The organism is Erythrobacter sp. JB3-1, assembly GCF_057364995.1.
Map to the genome: position 1 here is coordinate 430,797 of NZ_CP200289.1, position 24,531 is coordinate 455,327.

General features: G+C 60.8%; 24 protein-coding genes. 9 read left to right on the top strand and 15 right to left on the bottom strand.

Going from position 1 to position 24,531, the window contains the following annotated elements; all coding sequences use genetic code 11:
- Positions 1 to 72: 72 nt before the first annotated feature.
- Positions 73 to 1,518, bottom strand: a complete 1,446-nt coding sequence (locus AC0V6M_RS02130) for an ATP-binding protein (RefSeq protein WP_486137218.1) — start codon at positions 1,516 to 1,518, stop codon at positions 73 to 75.
- 132 nt (positions 1,519 to 1,650) lie between these two features.
- Here AC0V6M_RS02130 and AC0V6M_RS02135 point away from each other — a divergent pair, with 132 nt between their 5' ends.
- From AC0V6M_RS02135 to AC0V6M_RS02150, 4 genes are all read left to right on the top strand, one after another.
- Positions 1,651 to 3,885, top strand: coding sequence for an acylase (locus AC0V6M_RS02135; protein ID WP_486137219.1), 2,235 nt, complete (start codon positions 1,651 to 1,653; stop codon positions 3,883 to 3,885).
- 88 nt (positions 3,886 to 3,973) lie between these two features.
- Entirely contained in the window at positions 3,974 to 6,811 is a 2,838-nt protein-coding gene (locus AC0V6M_RS02140) for a M16 family metallopeptidase (protein ID WP_486137220.1), read from the top strand.
- Between the two features lie 127 nt (positions 6,812 to 6,938).
- Positions 6,939 to 7,241, top strand: coding sequence for a hypothetical protein (locus AC0V6M_RS02145; protein WP_486137221.1), 303 nt, complete (start codon positions 6,939 to 6,941; stop codon positions 7,239 to 7,241).
- Positions 7,242 to 7,455: 214 nt separating this feature from the next.
- Positions 7,456 to 9,054: a peroxidase family protein gene (locus AC0V6M_RS02150; protein ID WP_486137222.1), complete on the top strand. Its 1,599-nt coding sequence runs from the start codon at positions 7,456 to 7,458 to the stop codon at positions 9,052 to 9,054.
- Positions 9,055 to 9,060: 6 nt separating this feature from the next.
- Here AC0V6M_RS02150 and AC0V6M_RS02155 read toward each other — a convergent pair whose 3' ends face one another.
- The 10 genes from AC0V6M_RS02155 to AC0V6M_RS02200 all read right to left on the bottom strand — a co-directional run bounded on the left by AC0V6M_RS02155 (position 9,061) and on the right by AC0V6M_RS02200 (position 17,388).
- Positions 9,061 to 10,044: an esterase-like activity of phytase family protein gene (locus tag AC0V6M_RS02155; protein WP_486137223.1), complete on the bottom strand. Its 984-nt coding sequence runs from the start codon at positions 10,042 to 10,044 to the stop codon at positions 9,061 to 9,063.
- A gap of 4 nt (positions 10,045 to 10,048) precedes the next feature.
- Positions 10,049 to 11,545 carry an Asp-tRNA(Asn)/Glu-tRNA(Gln) amidotransferase subunit GatB gene (gene gatB / locus AC0V6M_RS02160; protein ID WP_486137224.1) on the bottom strand — a complete coding sequence of 499 codons (1,497 nt, stop codon included), beginning with the start codon at positions 11,543 to 11,545 and terminating at the stop codon, positions 10,049 to 10,051.
- Positions 11,545 to 12,402 carry an FkbM family methyltransferase gene (locus AC0V6M_RS02165; protein WP_486137225.1) on the bottom strand — a complete coding sequence of 286 codons (858 nt, stop codon included), beginning with the start codon at positions 12,400 to 12,402 and terminating at the stop codon, positions 11,545 to 11,547. Before AC0V6M_RS02165 ends, gatB begins: the two co-directional genes overlap by 1 nt.
- Entirely contained in the window at positions 12,399 to 13,592 is a 1,194-nt protein-coding gene (locus AC0V6M_RS02170; RefSeq protein WP_486137226.1) for a glycosyltransferase family 4 protein, read from the bottom strand. The genes AC0V6M_RS02165 and AC0V6M_RS02170 overlap by 4 nt, the downstream gene beginning before the upstream one ends.
- On the bottom strand, positions 13,585 to 13,842 hold the full coding sequence (locus tag AC0V6M_RS02175) for a hypothetical protein (RefSeq protein ID WP_486137227.1): 258 nt from the start codon (positions 13,840 to 13,842) through the stop codon (positions 13,585 to 13,587). The genes AC0V6M_RS02170 and AC0V6M_RS02175 overlap by 8 nt, the downstream gene beginning before the upstream one ends.
- Position 13,843: 1 nt before the next feature.
- Positions 13,844 to 15,325 (bottom strand): Asp-tRNA(Asn)/Glu-tRNA(Gln) amidotransferase subunit GatA, encoded by a 1,482-nt coding sequence (gatA, locus tag AC0V6M_RS02180; RefSeq protein WP_486137228.1) that lies wholly within the window; start codon positions 15,323 to 15,325, stop codon positions 13,844 to 13,846.
- A 103-nt stretch (positions 15,326 to 15,428) separates the two neighbouring features.
- Positions 15,429 to 15,731, bottom strand: coding sequence for an Asp-tRNA(Asn)/Glu-tRNA(Gln) amidotransferase subunit GatC (gene gatC, locus AC0V6M_RS02185; RefSeq protein ID WP_486137229.1), 303 nt, complete (start codon positions 15,729 to 15,731; stop codon positions 15,429 to 15,431).
- Positions 15,732 to 15,753: 22 nt separating this feature from the next.
- Positions 15,754 to 16,350 carry an FKBP-type peptidyl-prolyl cis-trans isomerase gene (locus tag AC0V6M_RS02190; RefSeq protein WP_486137230.1) on the bottom strand — a complete coding sequence of 199 codons (597 nt, stop codon included), beginning with the start codon at positions 16,348 to 16,350 and terminating at the stop codon, positions 15,754 to 15,756.
- Between the two features lie 114 nt (positions 16,351 to 16,464).
- On the bottom strand, positions 16,465 to 16,671 hold the full coding sequence (gene rpsU, locus AC0V6M_RS02195) for a 30S ribosomal protein S21 (protein WP_006834591.1): 207 nt from the start codon (positions 16,669 to 16,671) through the stop codon (positions 16,465 to 16,467).
- 174 nt (positions 16,672 to 16,845) lie between these two features.
- Positions 16,846 to 17,388, bottom strand: coding sequence for a DUF5655 domain-containing protein (locus AC0V6M_RS02200; RefSeq protein ID WP_486137231.1), 543 nt, complete (start codon positions 17,386 to 17,388; stop codon positions 16,846 to 16,848).
- Between the two features lie 116 nt (positions 17,389 to 17,504).
- Here AC0V6M_RS02200 and crcB point away from each other — a divergent pair, with 116 nt between their 5' ends.
- From crcB to AC0V6M_RS02225, 5 genes are read left to right on the top strand one after another with little or no spacing between them, the layout of a single operon-like run.
- Positions 17,505 to 17,909, top strand: a complete 405-nt coding sequence (gene crcB / locus AC0V6M_RS02205) for a fluoride efflux transporter CrcB (protein ID WP_486137232.1) — start codon at positions 17,505 to 17,507, stop codon at positions 17,907 to 17,909.
- The gene (locus tag AC0V6M_RS02210; protein WP_486137233.1) at positions 17,906 to 19,177 is read left to right on the top strand and encodes an RluA family pseudouridine synthase; all 1,272 of its coding nucleotides are present in this window, start codon (positions 17,906 to 17,908) and stop codon (positions 19,175 to 19,177) included. Before crcB ends, AC0V6M_RS02210 begins: the two co-directional genes overlap by 4 nt.
- Positions 19,174 to 19,833 (top strand): HAD-IA family hydrolase, encoded by a 660-nt coding sequence (locus AC0V6M_RS02215; protein ID WP_486137234.1) that lies wholly within the window; start codon positions 19,174 to 19,176, stop codon positions 19,831 to 19,833. Before AC0V6M_RS02210 ends, AC0V6M_RS02215 begins: the two co-directional genes overlap by 4 nt.
- A gap of 14 nt (positions 19,834 to 19,847) precedes the next feature.
- Entirely contained in the window at positions 19,848 to 20,063 is a 216-nt protein-coding gene (locus AC0V6M_RS02220) for a hypothetical protein (protein ID WP_486137235.1), read from the top strand.
- A complete protein-coding gene (locus AC0V6M_RS02225) occupies positions 20,060 to 20,761 on the top strand; it encodes an ATP12 family chaperone protein (protein ID WP_486137236.1) in 702 nt (233 codons plus the stop codon). The genes AC0V6M_RS02220 and AC0V6M_RS02225 overlap by 4 nt, the downstream gene beginning before the upstream one ends.
- Before the next feature lie 4 nt (positions 20,762 to 20,765).
- On the opposite strand, the gene AC0V6M_RS02230 is transcribed toward AC0V6M_RS02225, so the two are convergent.
- The 4 genes from AC0V6M_RS02230 to AC0V6M_RS02245 are packed head-to-tail and all read right to left on the bottom strand — an operon-like array spanning position 20,766 to position 24,375.
- Entirely contained in the window at positions 20,766 to 21,431 is a 666-nt protein-coding gene (locus AC0V6M_RS02230) for an ABC-type transport auxiliary lipoprotein family protein (RefSeq protein ID WP_486137237.1), read from the bottom strand.
- Between the two features lie 14 nt (positions 21,432 to 21,445).
- Positions 21,446 to 22,393 carry an MlaD family protein gene (locus AC0V6M_RS02235; RefSeq protein WP_486137238.1) on the bottom strand — a complete coding sequence of 316 codons (948 nt, stop codon included), beginning with the start codon at positions 22,391 to 22,393 and terminating at the stop codon, positions 21,446 to 21,448.
- 54 nt (positions 22,394 to 22,447) lie between these two features.
- Entirely contained in the window at positions 22,448 to 23,260 is an 813-nt protein-coding gene (locus tag AC0V6M_RS02240) for an ABC transporter ATP-binding protein (protein WP_486137239.1), read from the bottom strand.
- Positions 23,261 to 23,262: 2 nt separating this feature from the next.
- Positions 23,263 to 24,375 carry an MlaE family lipid ABC transporter permease subunit gene (locus AC0V6M_RS02245; protein ID WP_486137240.1) on the bottom strand — a complete coding sequence of 371 codons (1,113 nt, stop codon included), beginning with the start codon at positions 24,373 to 24,375 and terminating at the stop codon, positions 23,263 to 23,265.
- Positions 24,376 to 24,531 lie beyond the last annotated feature (156 nt).

Below are 24,531 nucleotides of genomic sequence, written 5' to 3' on the forward strand. Positions count from 1 at the left end.
TAGGGGTTACCCCATTTGTTGCGAGGGGGCAGCGGAAATTTCAGCCGATTTCAGGAGCCGGCCAGCGGCAAATCAGGAGGCTGAAATGCCCTCAAGACCGGGCACCATGATCGTGCGGACCCCGCCAAAATCTTCCCGCACGACGATCACGCCCTGCTTTTCCAGATGATCAAGCAAGCGCCGGATGCGGCCAGGAGAGCTGGTGCCATAGGCGCGCGCCAGCGCATCCTCGTCCACTTCGGTTTCGCCCGCATGGGCCGCGCTGGCAATGACTAGCCACGGGGCCAGCAAGTCTTCTTCAACCTGCCCCGCCAGTTGCAGTATACGCGCGCGGGTCGCCTCATCCAGATCATCCGGCTGTGCGCCTGCGATTGCAAAATTGCGGCGGAACACCTGCATATCTGGCATCGGGCCGATAATCCGCTCTCGGCGGCAACGCGCAAGGAAGGACTGATATTGTGAACTCGCTGACTGAAACGCAGCGTCCTCAGACCCTGCGAGCTCTTTGATGATCGCTGCGATCCGCTCCTGAACATCGGTTTGCGGCGCGGCATCCGCTGCGCCTGCGGGCGCTTCTTCGCTGCGGGCAATACTCTGCTCAACCGCCTCAATGGGTGGAGCGGGAGGCGGCGGGGGCGCGGGATTGGCTTTGGCAGCCTCTGCGGCCAGATCCTGCGTCAGCAGCGCCTCCATATCGGCGGGGCCCTGCGCAGGCATTGGCATCAATCCGCCGACGTCGTCTTTCTTGCCTGATCTCACAGGGCCGATCTTCACCGCGACCGGGCGGCGGCTGATCGCGGGGCCGAGCGCCAAGAAATAGCCGCGCTCCAGCTCGCGAATGCGCTCCGCCTGTCGGCGCTCCATGCCCAGCAAATCGGCGGCGCGCACCATGTCGATATCGAGAAAGGTACGCCCCATCAGAAAATTGGAGGCTTCCGCTGCGACATTCTTCGCCAGCTTCGCCAGACGCTGCGTCGCCACCACGCCAGCAAGGCCGCGCTTGCGCCCGCGGCACATTAAATTGGTCATCGCGCCCAAGGTCAACCGGCGCGTATCCTCAGCGATCTCGCCCGCGACCGAGGGCGCAAACATCTGCGCCTCGTCAACAACGACCAGAGCGGGAAACCAGTGTTCGCGCGGGGCATCAAACAGGGCGGCGATGAATTGCGCGGCGCAGCGGATTTGCTGCTCCACTTCCAGCCCTTCCAAAGCCAGAACCACGCTGGCGCGGTGTTCGCGGATACGGCGGGCCAGCGCCTCGATCTCGCCTGCAGAATAGGCAGCAGCATCGATGACAATGTGACCAAACTCTTCCGCAAGCGATGTAAAGTCGCCCTCAGGATCAATCACAACCTGCTGCACCATTTGCGAGCTTTCCTCGAGCAGGCGGCGCAGCAAATGCGACTTTCCGCTGCCGGAATTGCCCTGAACCAGCAGGCGGGTCGCTAGCAATTCTTCGATATCGAACTGCACCGGCGTGCCGGAGGCTTCGTGGCCGATGGTAATTTGAGCTTTCACAAACACCTGCGTAGCGAGCCGAATCCACAAAGCGGAAGAGCGCTCGTCCTCCTAATCCCCAATCCCCTTTGCACGCGGCGCCCCTTCACCGGCAGAGAAATGCGCGCTAGCAAGGCAGTCAGAGGAGAGTTTATGCGCAAATGGATTACCCGGGCCGGGTTTACCGCGCTCGCATTGGCTTTTGTTGGCGCGGTCGGACTAATGACGTGGGAGCCATTTTTTGCCTTCACCGCTGAGGCTCCGGATAAGAAGCAATACAGCGCCGAGATCATTCGCGATGAATTTGGCGTGCCCAAGATTTACGGCAAGACCGATGCCGATGTCGCCTTTGGCGTAGCGATTGCGCAGGCAGAGGATGACTTCTTCACATTGCAGGATGTCGCAGCAATGTCGCGCGGGCGCTATGGCGCGATTGCAGGCGAGGAAGGCGCGCAGTTCGACTTTGCCTATCACCTGCTCGATGCGCGCGGCACGGCGGACCGGCATTATGACGCCCTGCCAGCCGACACACGCGCGCTTTTCGAAGCCTATGCCGCCGGTCTCAATCAATATGCAGCGGACCATCCGGGCGAGCTAAAGCTTGCGAACCTCTTTCCCATGAACGGCAAAGATATTGCCGCCGGATTTGCCCTGCGACAGCCGTTTTTCTTTGGGCTGAACAATGTCATTGGGCCGCTGGTGGCAGGCGAAGAGCTGCGCCGAGAGTTTGGCCCGGACATTCCTGGTTTTCCGAGAGCGTCCGGCCCGAGCAATGATCCGCCCGGGGAAGCTGCGGATGAGAACGAACAAGCCTCCTACCGCCCTCACCCCTTGCCCGCTGCAGGTGACGATGCAGGATTGCTGGGGTCGAACGCCTTTGCCGTAACGCCGGAAAAGTCAGGCGGGCCAACGACGCTGATTTCCAATTCGCATCAGCCGCTGCGCGGCGGGGTCGCTTGGTACGAACTGACGGTGGAGAGTGAGGAAGGCTGGCATTTCACCGGAGCCAATTTCCCCGGATCACCCTTTCCCTTCCTCGGTCACAACCGCCACCTTGGCTGGACCAATACGGTCAACCGCCCGGATATGACGGATATATATGAGCTGACCTTGGATGAGAGCGGCACGCGTTACGAGCTCGATGGCGAATGGCGCGATCTGGAAAGTAAGACCGTGACCCTGCCGGTGAAGCTCGGCCCGATCACCCTGCCTGTGCGCCGCACTGTGCATCGCAACGTCCACGGCCCGGTCATCATCAATGACAAAGGTGCGTTCGCGATCCGTTATGGCGCGATGGACAGCCTCGATCAGCTCGATGCCTATTACCGCCTCAACAAGACGACCGATCTGGAGGAATGGCAGACGCAAATGGCGCGGATGGACATTCCCAGCACCAATTTCATTTATGCCGACAAGGCGGGCAACATCGCTTATGTCTACAATGCGGCGATCCCGGACCGGCAAGAACTAGACGAGGTGCAGGCCAATTGGCGCGGCGTTCTGCCCGGCAATCGCAGCGATCTGATCTGGGAGGGAACGATAAGCTATGAGGAGCTGCCCAAGCTGATCAATCCGGAGAGCGGATGGCTGTACAATGCCAATAACGAGCCGTTCACTGCGGCGGGCGCGGGCAGCGATCTCGACCCTGCGGATTTCTCCCCAGTGCTTGGCGTGGAGTGTAAGCAGACCAATCGCTCTCGCCGCGCGTGGATGCTCTTGTCTGAGGCGGACGTTCTCGATCGCGAAAACCTGGAGCGGATCAAATACGACGTGACCTATGAGCGCGCGGGCTATGTCGCGGATTTGTGGGATGCCGTGGAGGCACTCGATCCAGCGGGCAACGCTGATCTTGCCGAGGCACGCGATCTGCTGCTCGGCTGGGATTTCGCCGCAGACAGCGAAGGCCCAGCCGACGCGCTCGCCCTGCTGATGATCCGGGAATATATGTCGGCAGAATATCAGAACAAAAACGACGCGCCCGACACGCGCGAATTCCTGCTGGAGAAGCGCGCCCATCTGATGGAACGCTTTGGCCGGATCGATCCACCCATGTCAGAGCTGCTGCGGCTGCGCCAAGGCGATGTCGATCTGCCGCTCGATGGCGGGTCCGATACTCTGCGAGCCTCCACCACCTGGCAGGTTGATGAGGATGGGCGCTTGTCGCTGGTTCACGGCGACAGCTTTATCCAATGGGTCGAATGGCCAGAGGACGGCGGGCGGGTGTTTTCCCGCTCGATCCAACCCTTTGGCGCGGCCATCACCCGGCCAGAAAGCCCGCATTACACCGATCAGATGCAATTGTTCGTCGATCACCAGTTGAAGCCGGTCTATTTCTGGCGCGACGACGTGATCGCCAACGCCGCTCGGCGATATACCGTTAGCAATTGAGCGCAATCATGCTTATTTGCTGAATATTCAAAACGATCAGGCCGAAACCAACAGGTCAATTTCAAGCACAGCTTCTTTGGGGACTATTATGCTTTCGCGTTTCACCACCACTTTCACCGCCGTCGGCCTCGCGCTTGCCGCGACCGCAGCGACGCCTGCTCTGGCGGATGATCATGCCGCAGCCTCTGAGGCGACCACCGATCTTAGTGATCTGGTGTCCCAGGTTGCCATTCCGCATGAGGCATTCGAGCTTGCAAACGGGCTGACCGTGATCGTTCACGAAGACCGCAAGGCGCCGATTGTTGCTGTCGCAGTGTGGTACAATGTCGGCTCCAAGGACGAGCCGAAAGGCAAGACCGGCTTCGCTCACCTGTTTGAACACCTGATGTTCAACGGGTCGGAAAATGCCCCGAATGACTATTTCCAATATCTGCAGGAAATGGGCGCGACCGATTACAACGGCACGACCAGTTTTGACCGGACGAATTATTTCCAAACGGTTCCCCGCCCTGCACTGGAACGCGCACTGTGGCTGGAAAGCGACCGCATGGGCTATCTGCTTGGCGCGGTGACGCAGGAAAAGCTCGATAACCAGCGCGGCGTTGTCCAAAATGAAAAGCGTCAGGGCGACAACCAGCCTGGCGGGCTCGTGTTTTACGAGATCGTCGAAACGCTGTTTCCAAAGCCGCACCCGTACGGCCACACCCCCATCGGATCGATGGCTGACCTGGATGCTGCATCGATGGACGATGTGCGCAATTGGTTCCGCGATAAATACGGCCCCAACAATGCAACGATCGTTTTGGCCGGTGATGTATCCGCCGCCGAGGCGCGCCCACTGGTTGAAAAATACTTCGGAGCAATTGCGCGCGGCCCGGTGAACACCCCTGCTGCGGCTGAAGTACCGATTTTGGCCCAGGACGTGCGCACGGTAATGAAGGACAAGGTCGCCGCCACCAACGTCGCCAAATATTGGCCTGCCCCTGGCATTGCTGACCGCGAATTGACAGCGCTGAATGTCGGCGCGCAAATCCTGGGCGGGCTGTCATCCAGCCGCCTTGACCAAATTCTGGTACGCGAAGAGCAATTGGCCGTCAGCGTTTCTGCCGGCAATTTCGCGTTCCAGCGTGTTGGCGTGCTGAACGTTGGTGCAACGCTCAGGCCAGGTGTTGAGCTGGAAACGCTCGAAACCCGCCTTAACGAGCTGATTGCTGAATTCATCGAAACTGGCCCAACAGAGGACGAGGTTCGCCGCGCGGCAACCAGCAATCTGGCAGGCACGATCCGGGGCCTCGAGCAAGTCGGCGGGTTCGGCGGTAAAGCGGTGACGCTGGCGCAGGGTGAGGTCTTCGTCGATGACCCAGACTTCTATGCAAAACAGCTCAATGCGCTCGCCACGATCACGCCTGCTGAAGTGAAGGCGGCGATGCAAAAGTGGTTCACCCGCCCGGCAATGACCCTGGTCCTGGAACCCGGCGAACGGGACGCAGCCTATGAAGAGGCGGCTTCGGTTGAGGCCGCCGCAGACGATGCCGCCCCAGCGGACAACACGCTCACCGTTTCGGTTGAGCGCCCTGCGCCGCCGATCGACACCGTGGCAGAGCTCGACTTCCCCGATGTGCAGCGCGCGACCTTGGCCAATGGCATGCAGGTCACCTATGCAAAACGTGACGCGGTTCCTGCGACCTATGTCACCCTGTCCTTCGATGCCGGTGGTTCTTCTGACCCAGCGGGCAAAGACGGGCTTGCTGGCCTCACGCTTGGCCTGTTTGACGAAGGCACAGCCGAGATGTCCTCGCAGGACATCGCAGAGGGGCGTGAGCGCTTGGGCGTCAGCATCTCCAGCAACACCAGCGCAGATCGCTCCACCTTCCAGCTTTCCGCGCTTTCAGCGAACCTCACCCCGTCGCTCGACCTGATGTCGAAGATCATCCGCGAGCCAGCGTTTGAAGTGAGCGAGCTGGAGCGTGTCCGCGCTCAAACCATCACCGGTATCAAGCGGCAGATGAACTCGCCGCAAGGCGTGGCCGTGCGCGCGATTGGGCCGGAAGTGTTCGGCGCTGACAATCCATACGGCAACACCAGCACGGTTGAGAGCGTTAGCGCGATCACCCGCGATGATCTGGTCGCATTCAAGGACAGCCGGATCCGCCCGGACAATGGCGAGGTTTTCGTCATTTCTGATCGTCCGCTGGATGAGATCGTTACCTCGCTCAACGCCGTGTTTGGCGATTGGACCGCTCCGGCAGCCGCCAAAGGCGTCAAGAACTTTGGCGATGTCGCCGAGGTCGAGGGCAATCGGATCATCCTGATCAACCGTCCGAACTCGCCGCAAAGCTTCATCCTGGGGGCTCAACTGACCCCGCTGGATGCGAGTGATCCGGCCTATGTCGACTTCACCAATGCCAACAACTCACTCGGCGGCAATTTCCTCGCCCGGCTGAATATGAACCTGCGGGAGACTAAGGGTTGGAGCTATGGCGTGCGCGGCGGAGCGCAGGCGCGTGAGAACGCGGTTGTCTATCAAATCTCTGGCGGCGTTCAGGCCGATCGCACCGGCGATTCGGTGGCGGAGATGATCCGAGAGACCACTGAATTCCTCACCGCCAGCGGCGTGACCGACGAAGAGCTTGCTCGCAATGTCGCCGCCGAAGTCGGTGAGCTGCCGGGCCGGTTTGAGACCTCCGGCGCGGTTCTGCGCGCATTGCAGACCAATGCCCAGTTTGGCCGCCCGGACAATTACTATGAGACACTGGTGGAGCGCTATCGCGGCCAGACGAAGGAAAGCCTGGACGCCGCCGCACGCGCCGCGATCAGCGCTGACAAATTCGTTTGGGTTGTGGTTGGCGATGCCAGCGTCGTTCAAAGCCAGCTGGAACAGCTCGGGATGCCTGTGGAGGTGCGCGAGCTGCCTTCAGCCGAATAATCGCGCGAGGTTATGTTCCGCCACTATGCCGCTCTGGCGATAGTGGTTGAACACTACTGACACGCGTGTAAATGAGAATGCCAGAGTTTCTGAGCACCCCGCTCAGTCAAGACCAACGGAGAATATTATGTCACTTTCAGGTAGTTATACCACCACCGTCAAAAGCCCAATGGGCGACCAAGCCGGCACGTTCACTATCGTCGACAATGGCGACGGCACATTCAGCGGCAACATGGCCGGCGGCATGGGTTCGATGGATGTCGAAAACGGCAAGGTCGACGGCAACACGCTGACCTGGGAAATGAACATGACCGTTCCAATGCCAATGAAGCTTGAGTGCGAAGCCACCATCGAAGGCGACACACTGGCTGGCAACGTCAACGCAGGCGCTTTCGGCGCAATGCCAGTGACCGGCACCAAAGCTGCCTAAGCGACTCGCATCATAGCGAATACAAGGGGTCGTCGGAGCAATCCGGCGGCCCTTTTGTTTTGGGCGATTGATTTGAAAAGGGCTGGCCCGGCTGGCTCTATCACCAGCGGTAGGGCGGTTAGAAAGTTGTCGGATATCGACAATCTTGCCCGCCCGTGATGCGCTACATCCTCTCCCAGGGCGGCGGTGCCGCAAGCAGGGAGGTCAGGCGTTCATGCTTATCACATTTGCATATCGCATCGCAGCGATCCTATCGAAAATTTCACCGGGGATCGCGCGCTGGATCAATGGCTTTGCAATTGGCCGCTTGGTCAAGAAAACGCGCAGCCGCCCGCATCCCTGGAGCACGCTGAGCGAGCATGTCGGCTGGCGCGGCCTGACCGACCGCAGCTACAGCGCGCGGCACCTGCCAGCCGCGACCATTCCTGATCTTCCCGATAGCGCGCGGGTCGCCGATCTGTTCCGCGTGCGCGATGGCGAGGCGCAGCGGCTGTGCCCCAAATCCACCTGCCTGTTTCCGGCCTTCGCGCAATATCTCACCGATGGCTTCATCCGCACGATGATCTCCAACAATTTCGCCACGGGTGAGAGTTTTGAAGACCGTGCGCGCAACACCTCCAACCACGAGATTGACCTGTGCCCGCTCTATGGCCGCACCCAATTGCAGGTCTACGCTCTGCGCACCCTGTCCGAAGAGCCGGGCAAGCGCGGCAAGCTCAAATCCGAGATAGTGAACGGAGAGGAATATCCGCTGCGCCTTTTCCAACCCGGCGGTATGGCGTTCAACCCGGAGTTTGTCGGCGAGGATGGTGAGCCGCTGCTAGATACGCCGCTGGGCATTGATCACACCACGCCGGAAATGCGCGAGACCTTGTTCGCGGTGGGTGGTGACCGCGCCAATGCCGCGCCGCAAGTGACCATGCTCAACACGCTGTTCCTGCGCGAGCACAACCGGCTGGCTGATGTGATCGCCAGCAGCCATCCCGATTGGAATGATGGCCGAGTGTTTGACGCCGCGCGCGCCTGCAACACCGTCATCTTCATCAAGATCGTGGTTGAGGAATATATCAATCACATCAACTCGACCCCGCTGATGCTAAAGGCCGATCCTTCCGCCGCTTGGAAGGCGGAATGGAACAAGCCAAACTGGATCAGCGCCGAGTTCAGCCTGCTCTACCGCTGGCATTCGCTGATCCCGCAGACAATGGTTTGGGCGGGCAAGACATTGCCCGGCGGCGCTCTGCGGCTCAACAATGCCGCGGTGCTGGAACACGGGCTCGCAAGCGCCTTTGCCGATATCAGTGCCAATCGGGCGACAGAACTTGGTCTGCACAACACCGCGACTTTCCTGGTCGATGTGGAGGAGAGCGCGGTCAAGCAAGCGCGGCACAATGATATCGCGCCCTTCACCCGCTATCAGGCGGCGTTTGGCGAGGAGCCTGCACGCAGCTTCGCCGACATTACTCCAGACCGCGCGCTGCAGAGCGAGCTGGAAAGCCTATATGGCAACGTCGACCAGCTGGAGTTTTACACCGGCCTGTTTGCTCAGCCCCGCACCAAAGACGGCCCGCTGCCATCGCTGCTGCAAACCATGGTGGCTGTGGATGCGTTCTCGCAGGCGCTCACCAACCCGCTGCTCTCCGAGCATATCTGGGGCGATCCAGCGGTCAAACGGGACACCTTCACCCCGCAAGGGATCGAGGCGATTGAGGCGACCTCAACCCTGCGCGATGTCCTGATCCGCAATGCTGAGGGGCTGGAGGGCCGCTTTGTCGGAATGACCCGCGAAGGTTGGAGGCCGGGGCAGGAGTAGCTTTCGCTACTTGCCCTCTGGCAGCAGCTCAAATTTCATTAACAATGTGCGCTGATTGGCTGAAAAATTGTCATCACTGACGATGTAGAGGAAAGTGCGGTCCCCCTCTTCGCGCACAGCCAGCCCTTCGAAATTGTCGACCGTCAGCGGTGGGCGGAGTGTCATCAATTCACGGCGAGAGCCATCTGACGCGTAGGCGACAATTGCGGCGCCGTTGCCGTCCAGGCGCGACCAACTGCGAAACAAGAGATAGAGCGTGCCATCGCCACCCAAGTCCGCATCGGTCGGAACACCGCCCAGCGCTGCGAGTTCGGGCGGAGGTACTACGCTGAACGATTGAGCCGCTTTGCCTTCCAAAATGCGAACACAATTGTCATTGGCTGGCATGGCGATCCGTTCCGCACAGAGCACCAGATCACTCTCGTCACCGGCCAGCGTTTCTGCCCCACCATTGTTCTCAAGGTCACCCAACAGAGCAACGGGATCGAAACCTGTCGGCAGTGCTGCAAATTCGATTGAGCCATAACGCCAGATTCTGTGATCGCGCTCAAATCCAATCAACCAGCCGCCTTCTCGGCTCCGAGTCAGGCTTTCGGAGTCGCTGCGCGCCTTGCCACCGGGCAGAACCACACCGTCTGTGTCGTGGAGAGGTCTAGCCCTTAACTTGGTCAGGCCTTTCAACTGTCCTTCCCGTTCGGTCGGGACGAACGTTACAATGCGGCCATCATCGGTCAAAGATACAAAGTTGCGCTCGTTCCAGCGCAAGGCAGATAGCCCGCCAATGTTATGACCCATGCGCGGGATGTCGATACCGCCACGGTAGATAAGGTCACCCACCCGCTCACGGTCCGGATCGCTTTCATCCAACGCTACTATGCGCAGCTCGCTATCATCCGCCGACAGCGGATCGTGCACAATCAAATAAGCACAGGCCAGTAGCACCGCAATCACTCCAGCGCCCCAGAGCCAGCGCAAAGTGCGCGAAGCCATCAACCTAACCCAGCTTATCCTTCAGGATCTGATTGACCACGCCGGGATTGGCTTTGCCCTGCATCGCCTTCATGGTTTGCCCAACGAAGAAGCCGAACAGCTTGTCCTTGCCGCCCTTATATTGCTCAACCTTGTCCGCGTTATTCGCGAGGATTTCGTCGATCGCCGCTTCAATCGCGCCGGTGTCGCTGACCTGTTTCAGGCCTTCGGTATCGGCAATTTCGGTCGGCTCGCGCCCAGTTTTCAGAACGATTTCATAGATCTCTTTCGCCTGACCGCCGCTGATCTCGCCCGCATCCTGCATCTTCAGGATCGCGGCCTGAGCTTCTGCGGTTGCGTGCTCAGCATTGGCCTCATCACCCAGCATTTTCATCACGCCCGGCGCCACTGACAGCGTCCAGTTCGCAACTTGCGTGGCGACCTTTGCCTCTGGCTTGCCAATCGCGCCTGCGACCGCGCCCAGCAGTGTTTCAAAGCGCGCAAATGTCTCCACCTCAGCGGACAGCTCGCGCGCATTATAAGGCGTCAGGCCAAGCTCATCGGTGTAGCGCGTGCGCTTGGCATCGGGCAGTTCCGGCAGGCTGGCGCGGCATTCTTCGAGGAAGGAATCCTCCAGCTCTACCGGCAGCAGGTCGGGATCGGGGAAGTAGCGATAATCATGCGCGTCTTCCTTGCTGCGCATGGTCCGTGTCGTGCCGGTGGCAACGTCGAACAGGCGGGTTTCCTGATCGACCGTGCCGCCGCCCTCGATCACATCGACCTGACGGCTGGCCTCATATTCGATGACCTGCATGACAAAGCGGACAGAGTTCACGTTCTTCGTTTCGGTCCGCGTGCCCAGCGGATCGCCAGGCTTGCGCACAGAGACATTGACATCGGCCCGCATGGAGCCTTCCTCCATGTTCCCATCACAGCCGCCGACATAGCGCAGGATGCTGCGCAATTTGCGCACATAGGCGCCGGCTTCTGCGGGGCTGCGCATATCCGCCTTGGAGACGATTTCCATCAAGGCAACGCCGCTGCGGTTGAGGTCAACATAGGACATGGTCGGGTGCTGATCATGCATCAGCTTTCCCGCGTCTTGCTCCACGTGGATGCGCTCAATCCCGATGACTTTGTCCTCTGGAATGCCCGCCTTCTCATCGGCTTCGACCAGCAGTTCGCCCTCGCCCACAATCGGGTGGTACAGCTGGGAGATCTGATAGCCTTGCGGCAAATCGGCATAGAAGTAATTCTTGCGATCAAAGCGTGACCATTTGTTGATCTCAGCCTTGATCGCCATGCCGGTGCGCACGGCCTGACGGATGCATTCGGCATTCGGCACAGGCAGCATGCCGGGCATGGCCGCATCGACTAGGCTCACCTGCGTATTTGGCTCTGCGCCAAATTCGGTCGAGGCCCCTGAAAAGAGCTTGGAATTGCTCGTCACCTGCGCGTGCACTTCGAGGCCGATTACGACCTCCCATTCGCCCGTTGCGCCCTGAATGCGGTAGTTACTCATCAATCCTCCGATGGCTCGTCAGCGGACGACTTTGCCGATGACGAGTGCAAGAAAACCAGATTGCTCAAGCCGGGATAGCGGCTGAATTCTTCTGCTTTGCGATAGCCGAGCTCCTCTAGCAATGCCATTGCTTTTGCGCGATGGCTTTCCTCGATTTCGGCGAAAATTGGCGGGGTGCAGCGCGCGAGGGTTTCGGCAAGGCCGCTGAGAACGGCAAGTTCGTGCCCCTCGGCGTCGATCTTGATGAAGTCGACCTGCGTTTCGGCCAGCACATTGTCGCCGCGTGCCAAGGCAATGCCCTGAGCTTCGCTGGGGTCTGTGGCCGCATGGTCGATCCGCGCTGCGCCGAGGTTATTGGTGGTGAACGCGAGCTGCGCCGCGCCGTCCTCCTCCGATAACCCAAGGGGGTGAACCGTAGTTTTTTCGGCTAGGCCATTGAGCGCCAGATTGACCTCGAGCAAAGCCTGCGCCTCTGGGTTGGGCTCAAACGCGATGATGCGATCCGCGCCAAGGACTGCACCCGCAAACACCGCGTGGTTGCCGACATTTGCGCCGACATCGACATAGGTTCCGCCGCTAAAATAGCGAGCGATGATGGCGAGTTCTTCCGGCTCGTAGAACCGGCCGCGCACGTGCTCTTTCTGGATCAGGTCACGCTCATTGCTGACGAAGAAGCGCGCGGTGTGCTCGCCGTGGGCGACGGGCGCGATAACGCCGCGCAGCCCGCCCGTAGCTTGCTTACCCCAGCCGAGCGAGAACCCGGCATAGCCGCCGGTGCGCGCATTGGTCATCGGGCGAATGGTGAGACCGCGCCTGCTCGCGGCGCCGCGCGCCTTGGCCAGCAGCTTGCGGATCATGATGCGGCGTCCTCAATCAAGTGCTTCATCGCTTTCGCCCAAACGCTCCAGTCCAAGCGTTCCTTACTATCACGCAAAGCCGCCGCCGACAGCGCCTGATAACGCGCGGGGTCATTGGCGAGCGCCGCGATGGCCGCCGCGAAGTCCTCTGCGCCCGCACCTGGGGGAAGAAGCAGTCCGGTTTCGCCATGCTTCACCACCGTTTCCACCCCGCCTGTGGCATAGGAGATGGAAGGCAGAGCCATCGCAGCAGCCTCCGCAAACACCATGCCCAGCGCCTCTGCGCGGGTCGGCAAGACAAACAGATGCGCGCCCGCGAACAGCGCCTCCAACTGAGCGGCCTCTTCGGGATTGCCCTTGTCGAGCCGCCCGTGGAAGCGGACATTGTCCGGCACGGGCCAGCGCGCGGCAGAGGCCTGCACCCCCACGATATCGAGCGTGCATTCGGTTCCGCGCTCCGCCAGCAATCGCGCTGTCTCGAGCGCAATTTCGCCGCCCTTGCGATCCCACGCTATGCCCACGAACAGCAGCTTAAGCGGGCCATCCGTCCGGGTGCGGACCTGAGGCGCGGTCGGCTTGGCCATGTTCGGCCCCCAGGGCAACACCGCGATCTTTGCCGGATCAATGCCAAAGTCTTGGCTTGCCGATGCCGCCGCCCAATCGGAGGGATAGGTGAGCCAGCGCGCTTGCTCCATCGCGGCGCGCTCCATCGCGCTGAACCCGCCGCGCACCCACGGCCATAGCCGCTGCATCTCTGGGTAGTAGCGTGTCAGCGCAGTGCTGGTCGCGTCGGAAATGAGGACTTGCCGAGTATCCTCGCCCAGCATGCCCGCAAGACCAGAGGACGCGGCGGAGACATAGACATCCGCCCCGCTTTGGCGCAGCCGCCGCCGCGCCGGCGCGCTCGCCAGCCGGATCACCCAGCGCAGCATGCGAATGTCGATCCGCCCTCCGCTCACCCGCAGGATCAGGCGCGCAAGCTGATGGAGGAAACGCGGGAACGGGCGGCGCTCAACATAGATAACATCGCAGAGCTCGCGCAGCGCGCTTAGCGCGTAGTAGGGCGTGCCGGACCACAATTTAATGTCGAGCGGATCGCCGCCTGCAAAGAATGCAACTTTGGGCGAGCGTGTGGGAGTGGCAGCGAGCTGCGCCGAACCAGACGCTTGCTCAGATGCCGGATTAGGCATCCCCGCTCGTGTCAGTGCGCGCGTCTTTTTCGCCCGGCTCAATGCGCTTGGCGGGTGTCGGATTCTCCGACGGATCGCCTACTCGGCCCGCAGGCTCTTCAAAGGTGGAGACCTTGGGCAATGTCTTGCCGCTCTCGCTGTCAAAGCGCGCCTCGCCGTGATCAATCGTCTTCGCCAGATACATGGCGAGGCCCGCCAAAAGCACAAAAGCGACCAAAAACACCATGATGAATATGGCGGTGAAGGTCATCCTACCACCACTTCTCCGGCGCGTGGTCGAAGCCAGAACGCTGCTGGATCGCGAGGCCCGCATCGAGCACGGTCTGCTCGTCATAGGCCTTACCCACCAGTTGCAGCCCGAGCGGCAAGCCGTCGGAATTGAGCATTGCAGGCACGCTCATCGCCGGCAGGCCTGCGAGCGAGGCCGGCACGGCGAACACATCGTTCAGATACATCGTCAGCGGATCGGCATCCAGCGAACCCAATGGGAAGCTGGCGGTTGGCGTGGTCGGCGCGAGGATCAGATCACACTCTGCCCAAGCGTTCTCATAGTCCTGCGCCACCAAAGCGCGAATTTTCTGCGCCTGATTGTAATAGGCATCGTAGAAGCCCGCTGAGAGCACATAGGTGCCGATCAGAATGCGGCGCTTCACCTCATCGCCAAAGCCTGCCGCGCGGGTTTCGGCATACATATCCTGGAGGCCCGCCCCATCGGGCAGATCGCGCAGGCCGTAGCGCACGCCGTCATAGCGCGCGAGGTTGGAAGACGCCTCTGCGGGCGCGATAATGTAGTATGCGGGCAGCGCATATTTGGTGTGCGGCAGCGAGACATCGACGATTTCTGCTCCGGCATCCTTCAGCCACGCCTTGCCCTGTTCCCAGCTGTCGAGGATCGCCTGATCGGTGCCCTCCATCCGGTATTCACGCGGGATGCCAACCTTCTTGCCTTTAAGGTCCGCCAACAAAGCCGCTTCCCAATCCGGCACATCAACCTTTAGCGAGGTCGAATCTTTCGGATCAAACCCGGCCATTGCGCCCAGCATGATCGCGCAATCTTCAACCGAGCGCGCCATTGGCCCGGCCTGATCGAGCGAGGAAGCAAACGCCACAACGCCCCAGCGCGAGCAGCGCCCGTACGTCGGTTTAATCCCGCAAATGCCGGTAAAGGCGGCTGGCTGACGGATCGAGCCGCCAGTGTCTGTGCCGGTCGCAGCGGGCGCAATCCGCGCGGCTACCGCGCTGGACGAGCCGCCGGAAGAACCGCCGGGCGACATGGCCGCGTTTGAGCCCTCCTTGCGCCAAGGCGAGGAGACATTGCCGAAAAAGCTGGTTTCGTTCGAGCTGCCCATGGCAAACTGATCGAGGTTCAGCTTGCCCAGCATGCCTGCGCCAGCGGCCCAGAGATTGCTGGAGACAGTGCTTTCATACTGCGGGGTGAAGCCTTCCAGAATGTGGCTCGCTGCGGTGGTTTGCACGCCTTTGGTCGCGAACAAATCCTTCATGCCAATCGGCACACCGCCCATCGCGCCCAGCTCTTCGCCTTTGGCTCGTTTCGCGTCCGTAGCGTCCGCTGCGGCCAGCGCATGGTCCGGCGTTGCGACGATAAAGGCGTTGAGCGCGCTCGCCTCTGCCACGGCGGCGTTGAAGCCTTCCGCCACTTCGCGGGCGGTAAAATCGCCCTTGGCCACGCCATCGCGAATGGCCTTGATCCCGAGATTGGTAAGTTCAGTCATAGTCCGTGAGTCCCCGCGACAGCGAGGATCTTAATCCGCACGCCCTTCGCCAGATGAAAAGAAGTCCCCGCCTGCGCGGGGACTCGCAAGTGCCGAAACACTGTCATTCGATTACCTTCGGCACGCCGAAAAAGCCGTGCTCTGCCGCTGGAGCATTGGCCAGCACATCATCACGCCGCCCGCCTGCGGTCTTGGGATCGGCATCGATCACGTCATCACGCAGGCGCAGGGCATTGGGGATGACCGCGCTCATTGGCTCAACGCCGCTGGTGTCTACTTCGCCCGGCTGCTCAACCCAATCGAGAATATTGCTAAGCTCTGGCGCCATACGCTCCAGCTCCTCATCGCCCATCTTGATCCGGGCGAGCTTCGCGATCTTTTCAACGGTGGCTTTATCGACCGACATAATGATTGCGTCCTTCTGGCGATTATTGACCCGGCTGCGGCGGTTGCGGCGCGCCTTCTGGTGGAGGACCACCGGGGCCGCCCGGACCGCCCAGCCCTGCTGCGCCCATAGCTTGCTGCAGAATGCCAATTTTCCGCTGGAATTCTTCCTCGGTCATAAAGTCGATCATCTCGACTTCAAACACGAGGTCCGCGCCCGCTGGGATTGGCGCATTCGGTGGCGGCGCATCGCCATATGCTTGATCAGCCGGAATGAAGAGTTCGTACTGGCCGCCGCGCTGCATTTGCACCGCACCATCACGGAAACCGGGCAGCATTTGGCCCAGCGGCAGCGGATTGCCGTCTGGGAAGATGCCGTCAACCGGCAGCGGGATATCCTGAGATTCGTCGAACACCTCGCCGGTGTCAGCGAGCTTGCCCTTATACTTCACAAACACGACGTCTTCCGGCCCCGGCATTTCCCCCGTGCCTTCTACGATGGTGTCGAGCGAAAGACCCTTTGGCATAGCCGACCATGCCAATGCACCGCCGATAAGAATGGCAATCAGCACGCCAAGCCACAGCTTGGTCAGCGAGCCCTTGGCAATCGGTTGCAACGGAACGCGAGTAACTTCGGCCATGTATCAATCCTGATATAAAGGTGGCGCCAAACAAAAGGGCGCGGAATGAACCCGCGCCCTGATGGCTTATCATGTTGGTGCATTCAAGCGAATATCGCTCGAAAAACGGACAGTTTACTTGATGCCGTCGCGTTCCATACGCTTACGCTCAAGCTTGCGTGCGCGGCGCACAGCAGCGGCCTTTTCACGGGCGCGCTTCTCGCTTGGCTTTTCATAGTGACGACGCAATTTCATTTCGCGATACACGCCTTCACGCTGCAGCTTCTTCTTGAGCGCGCGCAGGGCTTGATCAACATTGTTATCGCGAACCATGATTTGCATAAAGCGAAACTACCTTCTCAAATTCAATCGGGCCCGCACAATTCAGCGCGGGGAGCACCATCTATAGAAACAACGAAAATTGCGCCGAATCCATGCGGAACGGCTAAATCTGAGTCGCGCCTAGTGGATTTGCAGCCCCATGGCAAGTTTTTGTGCGGGCGCGATGAGGTAAGTTTAGCCTGCCCGATCATAGGCCTCGCGCAGCCACGCCTTCACCTCATCATCAAAATCGCTTGAGCTTTCCAGCCGTACGCGGTGGCTGCACATGGCGTTATAGCTCTCCAACCGCCCGCTCGGCTCATCGCCTTTCAGCGCCAGTCCTAAGTCAATCCGGGTCTTGGTCGCCGGGGTGATCAGCGCAAACTGTTTGGCCCGGCGCAGGCTAACGCTCGACTTTTTGGGTGCCACCTCAACATCACCGCCCAGCGCATTGGCATAGAGCACGATCATATCGTGAATGCTCCGCAGACCCGCTTTGCCGCCAGAATATTGCTCCGCGACCAGGTCCACCTCTTCGCCGGTTTCCTTCGATTTTGCGACCAGCAGATTGGCAAAGCCATGCGAGACGCCGTGCTCGTTTTTGAGCAGGCTCATGATCTCGCTATGCTTGGTGAGACCGGAGCCAATGATGATGTCGATCCAATACTGCAGCGACTTGCCGGTCTTTTCAGGAATGTTAGCGATCATCGTCGCGAGCTGTTGATCGGGCGTTGCCATATGTGTTCTCCCCTCCAGAGGCTGAGCAGAGTAGCAAACTTACAGCGGAGAATAAAATCGCGCCTGCTGGCATTGCGCAGATGACGAATGCGGCCGCCCCGTCTAAGAGCCTCGCAATGTCTGCCACACTTTCTCCTTTCATGGCCACGTCCACCGTTGCGCTTGGCGGCGCTGTGGGCGCTGCGTGCCGCTATCAATTGGGCCGCGGCTTTGCGCATTTCGTTGGCGTGCCGGGCACGTTTCCGTGGGCGACATTGACCGCCAATGTGCTGGGCAGTCTGGCGATGGGCGTGCTGTTCGGCTGGCTGGCGCGCCATGGCGGGGCGAGCGAAGGTATGCGTTTGCTGCTGGGTGTCGGCCTGCTCGGCGGGTTCACCACTTTCAGCGCGTTTAGCCTGGAAATGCTGCAGATGATTGAGCGCGGACAGGCGGGTCTCGCGATCGGCTATGCGCTGATCTCTGTTTTGGCGGGCGTCGCGGCGCTTTATGCAGGCCTTATCATTATGCGGGGTGCCCCATGAGCAATTCTGACGCAGAAAACGGCACTGGCGCGGACAAGAACGTGCGCCAGTTCACCGTTGGCGAGGATGACGATGGGATCCGCCTAGACCGCTGGTTTAAGCGCAATTTGCCGCAGATCGGCTTTGCCACAGTCTCGCGCTGGGCGCGCACCGGGCAAATCCGGGTCGATGGCAAACGCGCGAAGCCTGAGGACCGGTTGAGCGAAGGGCAAGTGCTGCGCGTGCCGCCAGGCGGCGAGCAGAAAGAGCGCGGACCGCGCCAACGCCGCGAGTTGACCGAGGAAGAAATCCAAGAAGCGCGCGATATGGTGATCCGCGAGACCAAGACCGCGATTGTCTTTAACAAGCCGCCGGGCCTTGCAACCCAAGGCGGCAGCAAGACGCACAAGCATATCGACGGCTTGCTCGACGCGTTTGTGCCCGCAGAGGGTGAGTACAACGCCGGGGTGCGCCCGCGCCTCGTCCACCGGCTCGATAAAGACACCTCTGGCGTGCTGCTGGTCGCCCGCACTCCGGGCGCAGCGGCAAGCTATTCCAAGCGGTTTTCCGGGCGCAGCGCGCGCAAGGTTTACTGGGCGCTAGTCGTCGGCATCCCAGAGGTTTCGCAAGGCACGATCGACGCGCCGCTCGCCAAGCAGCCCGGCTCTGGCGGGGAAAAAATGCATGTCGACGAGGAAGACGGCCAACCGGCCAAGACCCGTTACCGCGTCGTAGAGCGGGCCGGCAATCGCACCGCCTGGGTTGAGCTGGAGCCGCTGACCGGGCGCACCCACCAACTGCGCGTACACATGGCCGCGATTGGCAATCCGATTGTGGGTGACGGCAAATATGGCGGGCAGGACGCGTTTCTAACCGGCGCGATCAGCCGCAAGATGCACCTACACGCGCGGCGTCTGATCATCTCAGAGCCGGGGCGCGGGACCACTGGCGATAAGAATGACAAGGGTAAGGCCACCGGCGGCGGACGTCTGGACGTGGTCGCCGACCTGCCAGAGCATTTCGCGGCCAGTATGGAAGCGCTGGGCTTTAACGAAACCGCCAGCAATGCCGATCCGAACCTCGATCTTGCGCCAGAAAAGACCAAGGCGGAAAAGAAACAGGTCGCGCGTCAATACGCCAAGAAATACCGCAAAGAACGCCGGGGCGAACGCAAGACCCGCACAGCCGGCACGCGCGGCAATACGGGCGGCGATCCCAAAGGCAAGAAGCGCAAACCGCTCAAGCGCTCTGGCAAGCCCAATGGCAAACCCGCAGGTAAGCGCAAATGAGCGCCGGCGCAGGCAAGCTAGCCGTGTTCGACTGCGATGGCACTTTGGTCGATGGCCAGGCTGACATCTGCGACACGATGGAGCAGGCGTTTGAGCGCGCCAAGCTGACCCCGCCGCCGCGCAATGACGTGCGCCGGATCGTCGGCCTCAGCCTGCCGGTTGCAATTCGCAATCTCGTGCCCGGAATTCCCGATGACGATGTGAAGAATGTCGTCGAATATTACAAAAGCGCCTATTTCGCGCGCCGCCAAGAGGGTCTGCTGCACGAGCCGCTGTATGACGGGATCGCCGACTTGCTGGACCGCCTGCGCGATGACGGCTGGCAGTTGGCCGTAGCCACGGGCAAATCGGATCGCGGGCTGGAAGCGGTGCTCGCCGCGCACAATATTCGCGGGCATTTCGTCTCGCTGCAAACCGCCGACCGGCACCCGTCAAAACCGCATCCCGCCATGCTGGAGGCCGCCGTTTTTGAAGCTGGAGCACACCCGCAGGACACTGTGATGATCGGCGACACAACCTTCGACATCATGATGGCCGCTGAGGCGAACATCCGCAGCATTGGCGTCGCCTGGGGCTATCACGAGCCGCATGAGCTGACCGAGGCTGGCGCAGCGGGCATCGCGGCGGAGGTTAGCGAGCTGGAGGCGCTGCTATGACGGAGCAGCCGCCGATGGATAAAGAACAACAAGCCAAACAGCGCGTCGCCATGATGAGCGGCGCGCGCTTCCTTGGCCTGGGCGCGGTTATGCTGGGCATTGCGATGACGCGCGGCGTGGTTGAGGGCTATCCCGATTGGCTCGGCTATGTGATCAGCGTGGCGGGACTGCTCACCTTTCTCTTCGGCCCCTATGCTTTGGTGCGCCATTGGAAGGGCCCGAAAGAGTGAAGCGGTTCTATAAGCAGGTTGCGGTGGCTCAGCTGGATGACGGCGCGGGCTGGCAAGTGACGCTGGATGGCCGGGGCATCAAAACCGTTCGCGGCGCGCCTCAAGCCGTGCCCAGCAAGGCGCTGGCCGAGGCGATGGCGACCGAATGGGCCGAGCAAGGCGAGAAGCTCGACACCAGCAAGTTCGTCTACCGCGATATGGCCGATTATGCGCTTGATGTGATTGCAAGCACACGCGGCGATGTGATTGAAAAACTGCTAAACTACGGCGAGACCGACACTCTGTGTTACCGCGCCGACCCAGAGGACGCTTTCTTCGCGCGCCAGCAGGAGGTGTGGGAACCGCTGCTTCAGCCTTTGGAAGAAGCGAGCGGCTTCACCTTCACACGGGTCAGCGGCATCGTTCACAAACCGCAAAGCGAGGCGGCGCTCGCCGCGTTGCGCGCCCGGATCGAAGGGAAAAGCGCATTCGCATTGGCGGGGCTGGAGGCGATGGCATCTTTGGCGTCCTCGCTGATCACCGCCGTTCTGGCGAGCGAGCCGGGTGCTGACGCGGACAGCCTTTGGGATGCAGTGTGCCTCGAGGAATCGTGGCAGGCCGACCTATGGGGCCGCGATGAAGAGGCGGAGGAACGCCGCGCCAAACGCCGCATGGACTTCCTCGCTGCGCATCAGTTTATCACTTTAGCGCGCGGCTAATGGCTCACTCTGGCTGAGTGGACGATGCGCTTGCAGGATTGACCAAAGTATCCGCCAATTCCTGAGCGACACGGTTCGCCGCGCGGTTTAGCGCCTGTCCAACCGCTGCGGGTTCGGCGATCACGCGCTCCTCCACCGCTTCAAACCGGCGCGTCGCAAACGCGCTATCCTCTGCGCCCCGGTCCTGCGAGATGATCGCATCATAGCGCACCACGACGGCGGAGCGCGAGGCGTCATAGCCGAACTCTCGTAAAGTCCCGCGGATGGCCACCTTCGCGTCCAAAGGAGCATCATCGGTATCGAGCACCAGCACGCGGCCGCCAGAGCGCGAACGCAAGGTCTCGCCAACCAAGCGGCGGAACAGCCGCGCTGGTTTTTCGACCCAGAAGGCGTCTTGCAAATAGGCGACCTCGGTTTCGCTGACCCGCACCGGAATGCGGGTTACATCGAGGCGGGCTGGCACCTCTGGCGTCGCGACAAAGATCGCGTCATCGTTGACTATCGGCCCACCTTGGCCCGCCGCCACTGACGCTGTCGGCGTTAGGGTCAGCAGGCTTTCCGGCGGCTCTGAGCCAAGGCTGACGCAGGCGGAAAGGCCGATTGCCAGCGGCGCGATAACAGCCAGTTTCGAGGCCTTAAATGCGGCGGAACGCACAGATGAACGGTTCATAGTGAGCGGCCCTCTCATGGCTCGTAATCCGGTAAAGTCTGGCCCTGCAGCAGCGCGCCAGCGCCCTGATTGTCGAGCTTTTCAGTGACATTGCGCAGCGCCCGGCTGGTCGCGCGCAAATCTTGCAGCGTCGCCTCAGCGCTCGGAATGGTGCTTTCGCGCAATTGCCGCGCGGCGGGCCGTGTGTCTTCCAGTGTCTTCGCCAGCTCTGCCGCCGCCAGATTGGCCGAGGCGAGCGTGCCGCGCAGCTCTTTCGACAGCGCGGTGCCTTCTTGATTGATCAGGACATTGGTCGATTCGGTGATCTGCTCAAACGCATCGAGCGCCTCACCCGCTTCGCGCAAGGCAACCTCAAGCTCGGTAAACGTGCCCTCCAGCCGCGGCGCGGCATTGGCAAGCTCACCCGACAGGCGATTGGTGTTAGCCAGAATGCCAGAGATTTGTTCCTGATTATCGGGGCCGAGAATGGTATTGAGCTGCTCCGTCAAAGTCGCCAAGCGTTCCAGCAGCAGCGGCGCGTTGGCGACAATCTCGCCAAAGCCGCCCCGGCCCGGCGGGATCACCGGTGCGCCTTCGGGGCAGGCGGTGGTCTCACACGTGATTTCGGGTGCATCCTTGCGCGCGCCATCCAGCAGGATCGTTGAAACGCCCGTAAAGCTTGCCTCGATACTGGCCTCGGTCCCGACCAAAATAGGCACGTCCTGTTTCACACGGATACGCACACGGACAAACTCAGGGTCTTCTTGTGACAGCGCGATTTCGCGCACTTGGCCGACGGGAACGCCCGCGTAGGAAACCTGACTGCCATTGGCGAGGCCAGAGACAGACTGGTTGTAGAAAATATCATATTCGTTCTGTTCGCCCTGCCCCAGCCGCGCGATCCAAACGATAAACGCCGCCAGCGCCGCCAGCAGCACCAACGTCACAGCTCCTACCCAAAGGTGATTGGCCCGTGTTTCCATTGCCCTACCTATGCCTGTCCATCGCAGGACTTGTCTATGGACTTGTCCATCTGTCTATCCCTGCTCGCCGCGTTGATGCGTTGATAATGCAGCGCGCCCACGCGGGCCGTTGAAATACTCGATTATCCAAGGGTGCCCGGTCTCGAGCAATTCCGGGATCGTGCCCACGGCCACCACTTGCTTATCAGCGAGCACAGCGACCCGGTCACAAATCTCGTACAGAGTGTCTAGATCGTGGGTGATGAGGAATACCGTGAGGCCAAGAGTTTCCTTCAATTCCTTGGTCAAGCTGTCAAAGGCCGCCGCACCGATGGGATCAAGGCCAGCGGTTGGCTCATCCAGGAAGAGCAGCTCTGGATCGAGCGCGAGCGCGCGGGCAAGGCCGGCGCGTTTCTTCATGCCGCCAGACAGCTCTGATGGAAATTTGGCGATCGCATCTTCGGGAAGGCCCGACAGCAGCACTTTGTACCGCGCGATCTCGCGGCGCAGCTCGTCATCAATATCGGGGAAGAACTTCTTCAGCGGCACTTCGACATTTTCGCCGACAGTTAGCGTGGAGAACAAAGCCCCGCCCTGGAACATGACGCCCCAGCGGCAACGCACGCCGAGATCCTGATCGGGATCAATCCCGGTAATCTTGCGGCCAAACACCGAAATATCACCAGCGGTGGGAATTTGCAGACCGATGATCGAGCGCATCAGCACCGATTTGCCAGTGCCAGAGCCGCCAACCACGCCCAGGATCTCTCCCTCGCGAACCTCCAGCGACAGGTCGTCATGCACTGCGAAATCGCCGAACTTGTTCTCTAGCCCTTTGACCACAATCGGAGGGTTGCCGCTAAAGCGTGGGTGAAGCGTGTCTTCCATCCTCACCCCCAGCCAATTTCAGTGAAGAACACGGCGAAAAACGCATCGAGCACGATGACGGCAAAGATCGCAGAGACCACCGCCATGGTGGTGCGCAGGCCAACCTGTTCGGAATTCCCCTCAACCCGCATGCCGTGATAACAGCCCGCAAGGCCGATGATCAGGCCGAACACCGGCGCTTTAATTAGGCCGACCCACAGATCATAGGTCGGCACAACTTCCTGAATACGCTCCAGGAAGGTGAAGAACGGAATGCCGAGCGCGACCTGTCCAACCACTGCGCCGCCGATGACCGCGACGATGGAGGCGTAGAAGCCCAGCAGCACCATCATAAATGTTGATGCGAGAATGCGCGGGATGACCAGCACCTCTGCCGGCGAAATGCCGATGGTGCGCATGGCGTCGACCTCTTCGGTCAGTTTCATCGTCCCGATCTGCGCGGCAAAGGCGCTGCCAGAACGCCCAGCGACCATAATCGCGGTCATCAGCACGCCCAGCTCTCGCAGAGTAATCCGGCCGACGAGGTTCACAGTCAGCGCTTCTGCGCCAAATTGTTCCAGCCGCACCGCGCCCTGCTGGGCGATCACAATGCCGATCAGGAAGCTCATCAGACCGATGATCGGTAAAGCGGACACGCCGACCAGCTCCATCTGGCGCACCATCGCCTTCATCGGAAAACGGCTGGGATGGCGCATCAGCCGGCCTGCGGCGATTAAGACCCGGCCAAGGAAGCCGACTACGCCGATGATCCCTGTGCGCATGTCATAGACCAGCTCACCCATCGCCTCGGGCACGCGTTCCCACACGGGCACACGCGGCGGGGTGATCTCGGCATCGCTGCCTGCGGTCTCAACCGCATCAAGCAGGCGCTTGGCCCGTTCGCTCGCGCCAACAATTTCAGCATTGTTGCGGGCAGCCAGGCGGCACATCACCCAGGCGCCAATGGTGTCGATTTCTTCGACTCCGGACAGGTCAATCGTAGTGATTTCTTGCGAGAGATCGTTGAGTTCACGGTCGAGCGGGCCGACGGTGGATACGAGCAAGGGACCTTCGAGCGCCAATGCGATGCGCCCGGCCTCATCCTCGGTCACAGAGAGTTGCGCGGCCCCATCCATGGTTGAGGCTATGCGGACAAATTTCGCGCACCACAAGCCATCTGTTTCTGCGCAGGCGAAACTCTCCGTTGCGTCGCAGCATGACGGCTGTATTGGAGTGGGTGACTTTTTTGAGGTCCGTAGCCTCCCACGCCCTCCGCCCTACTACCCGGAACC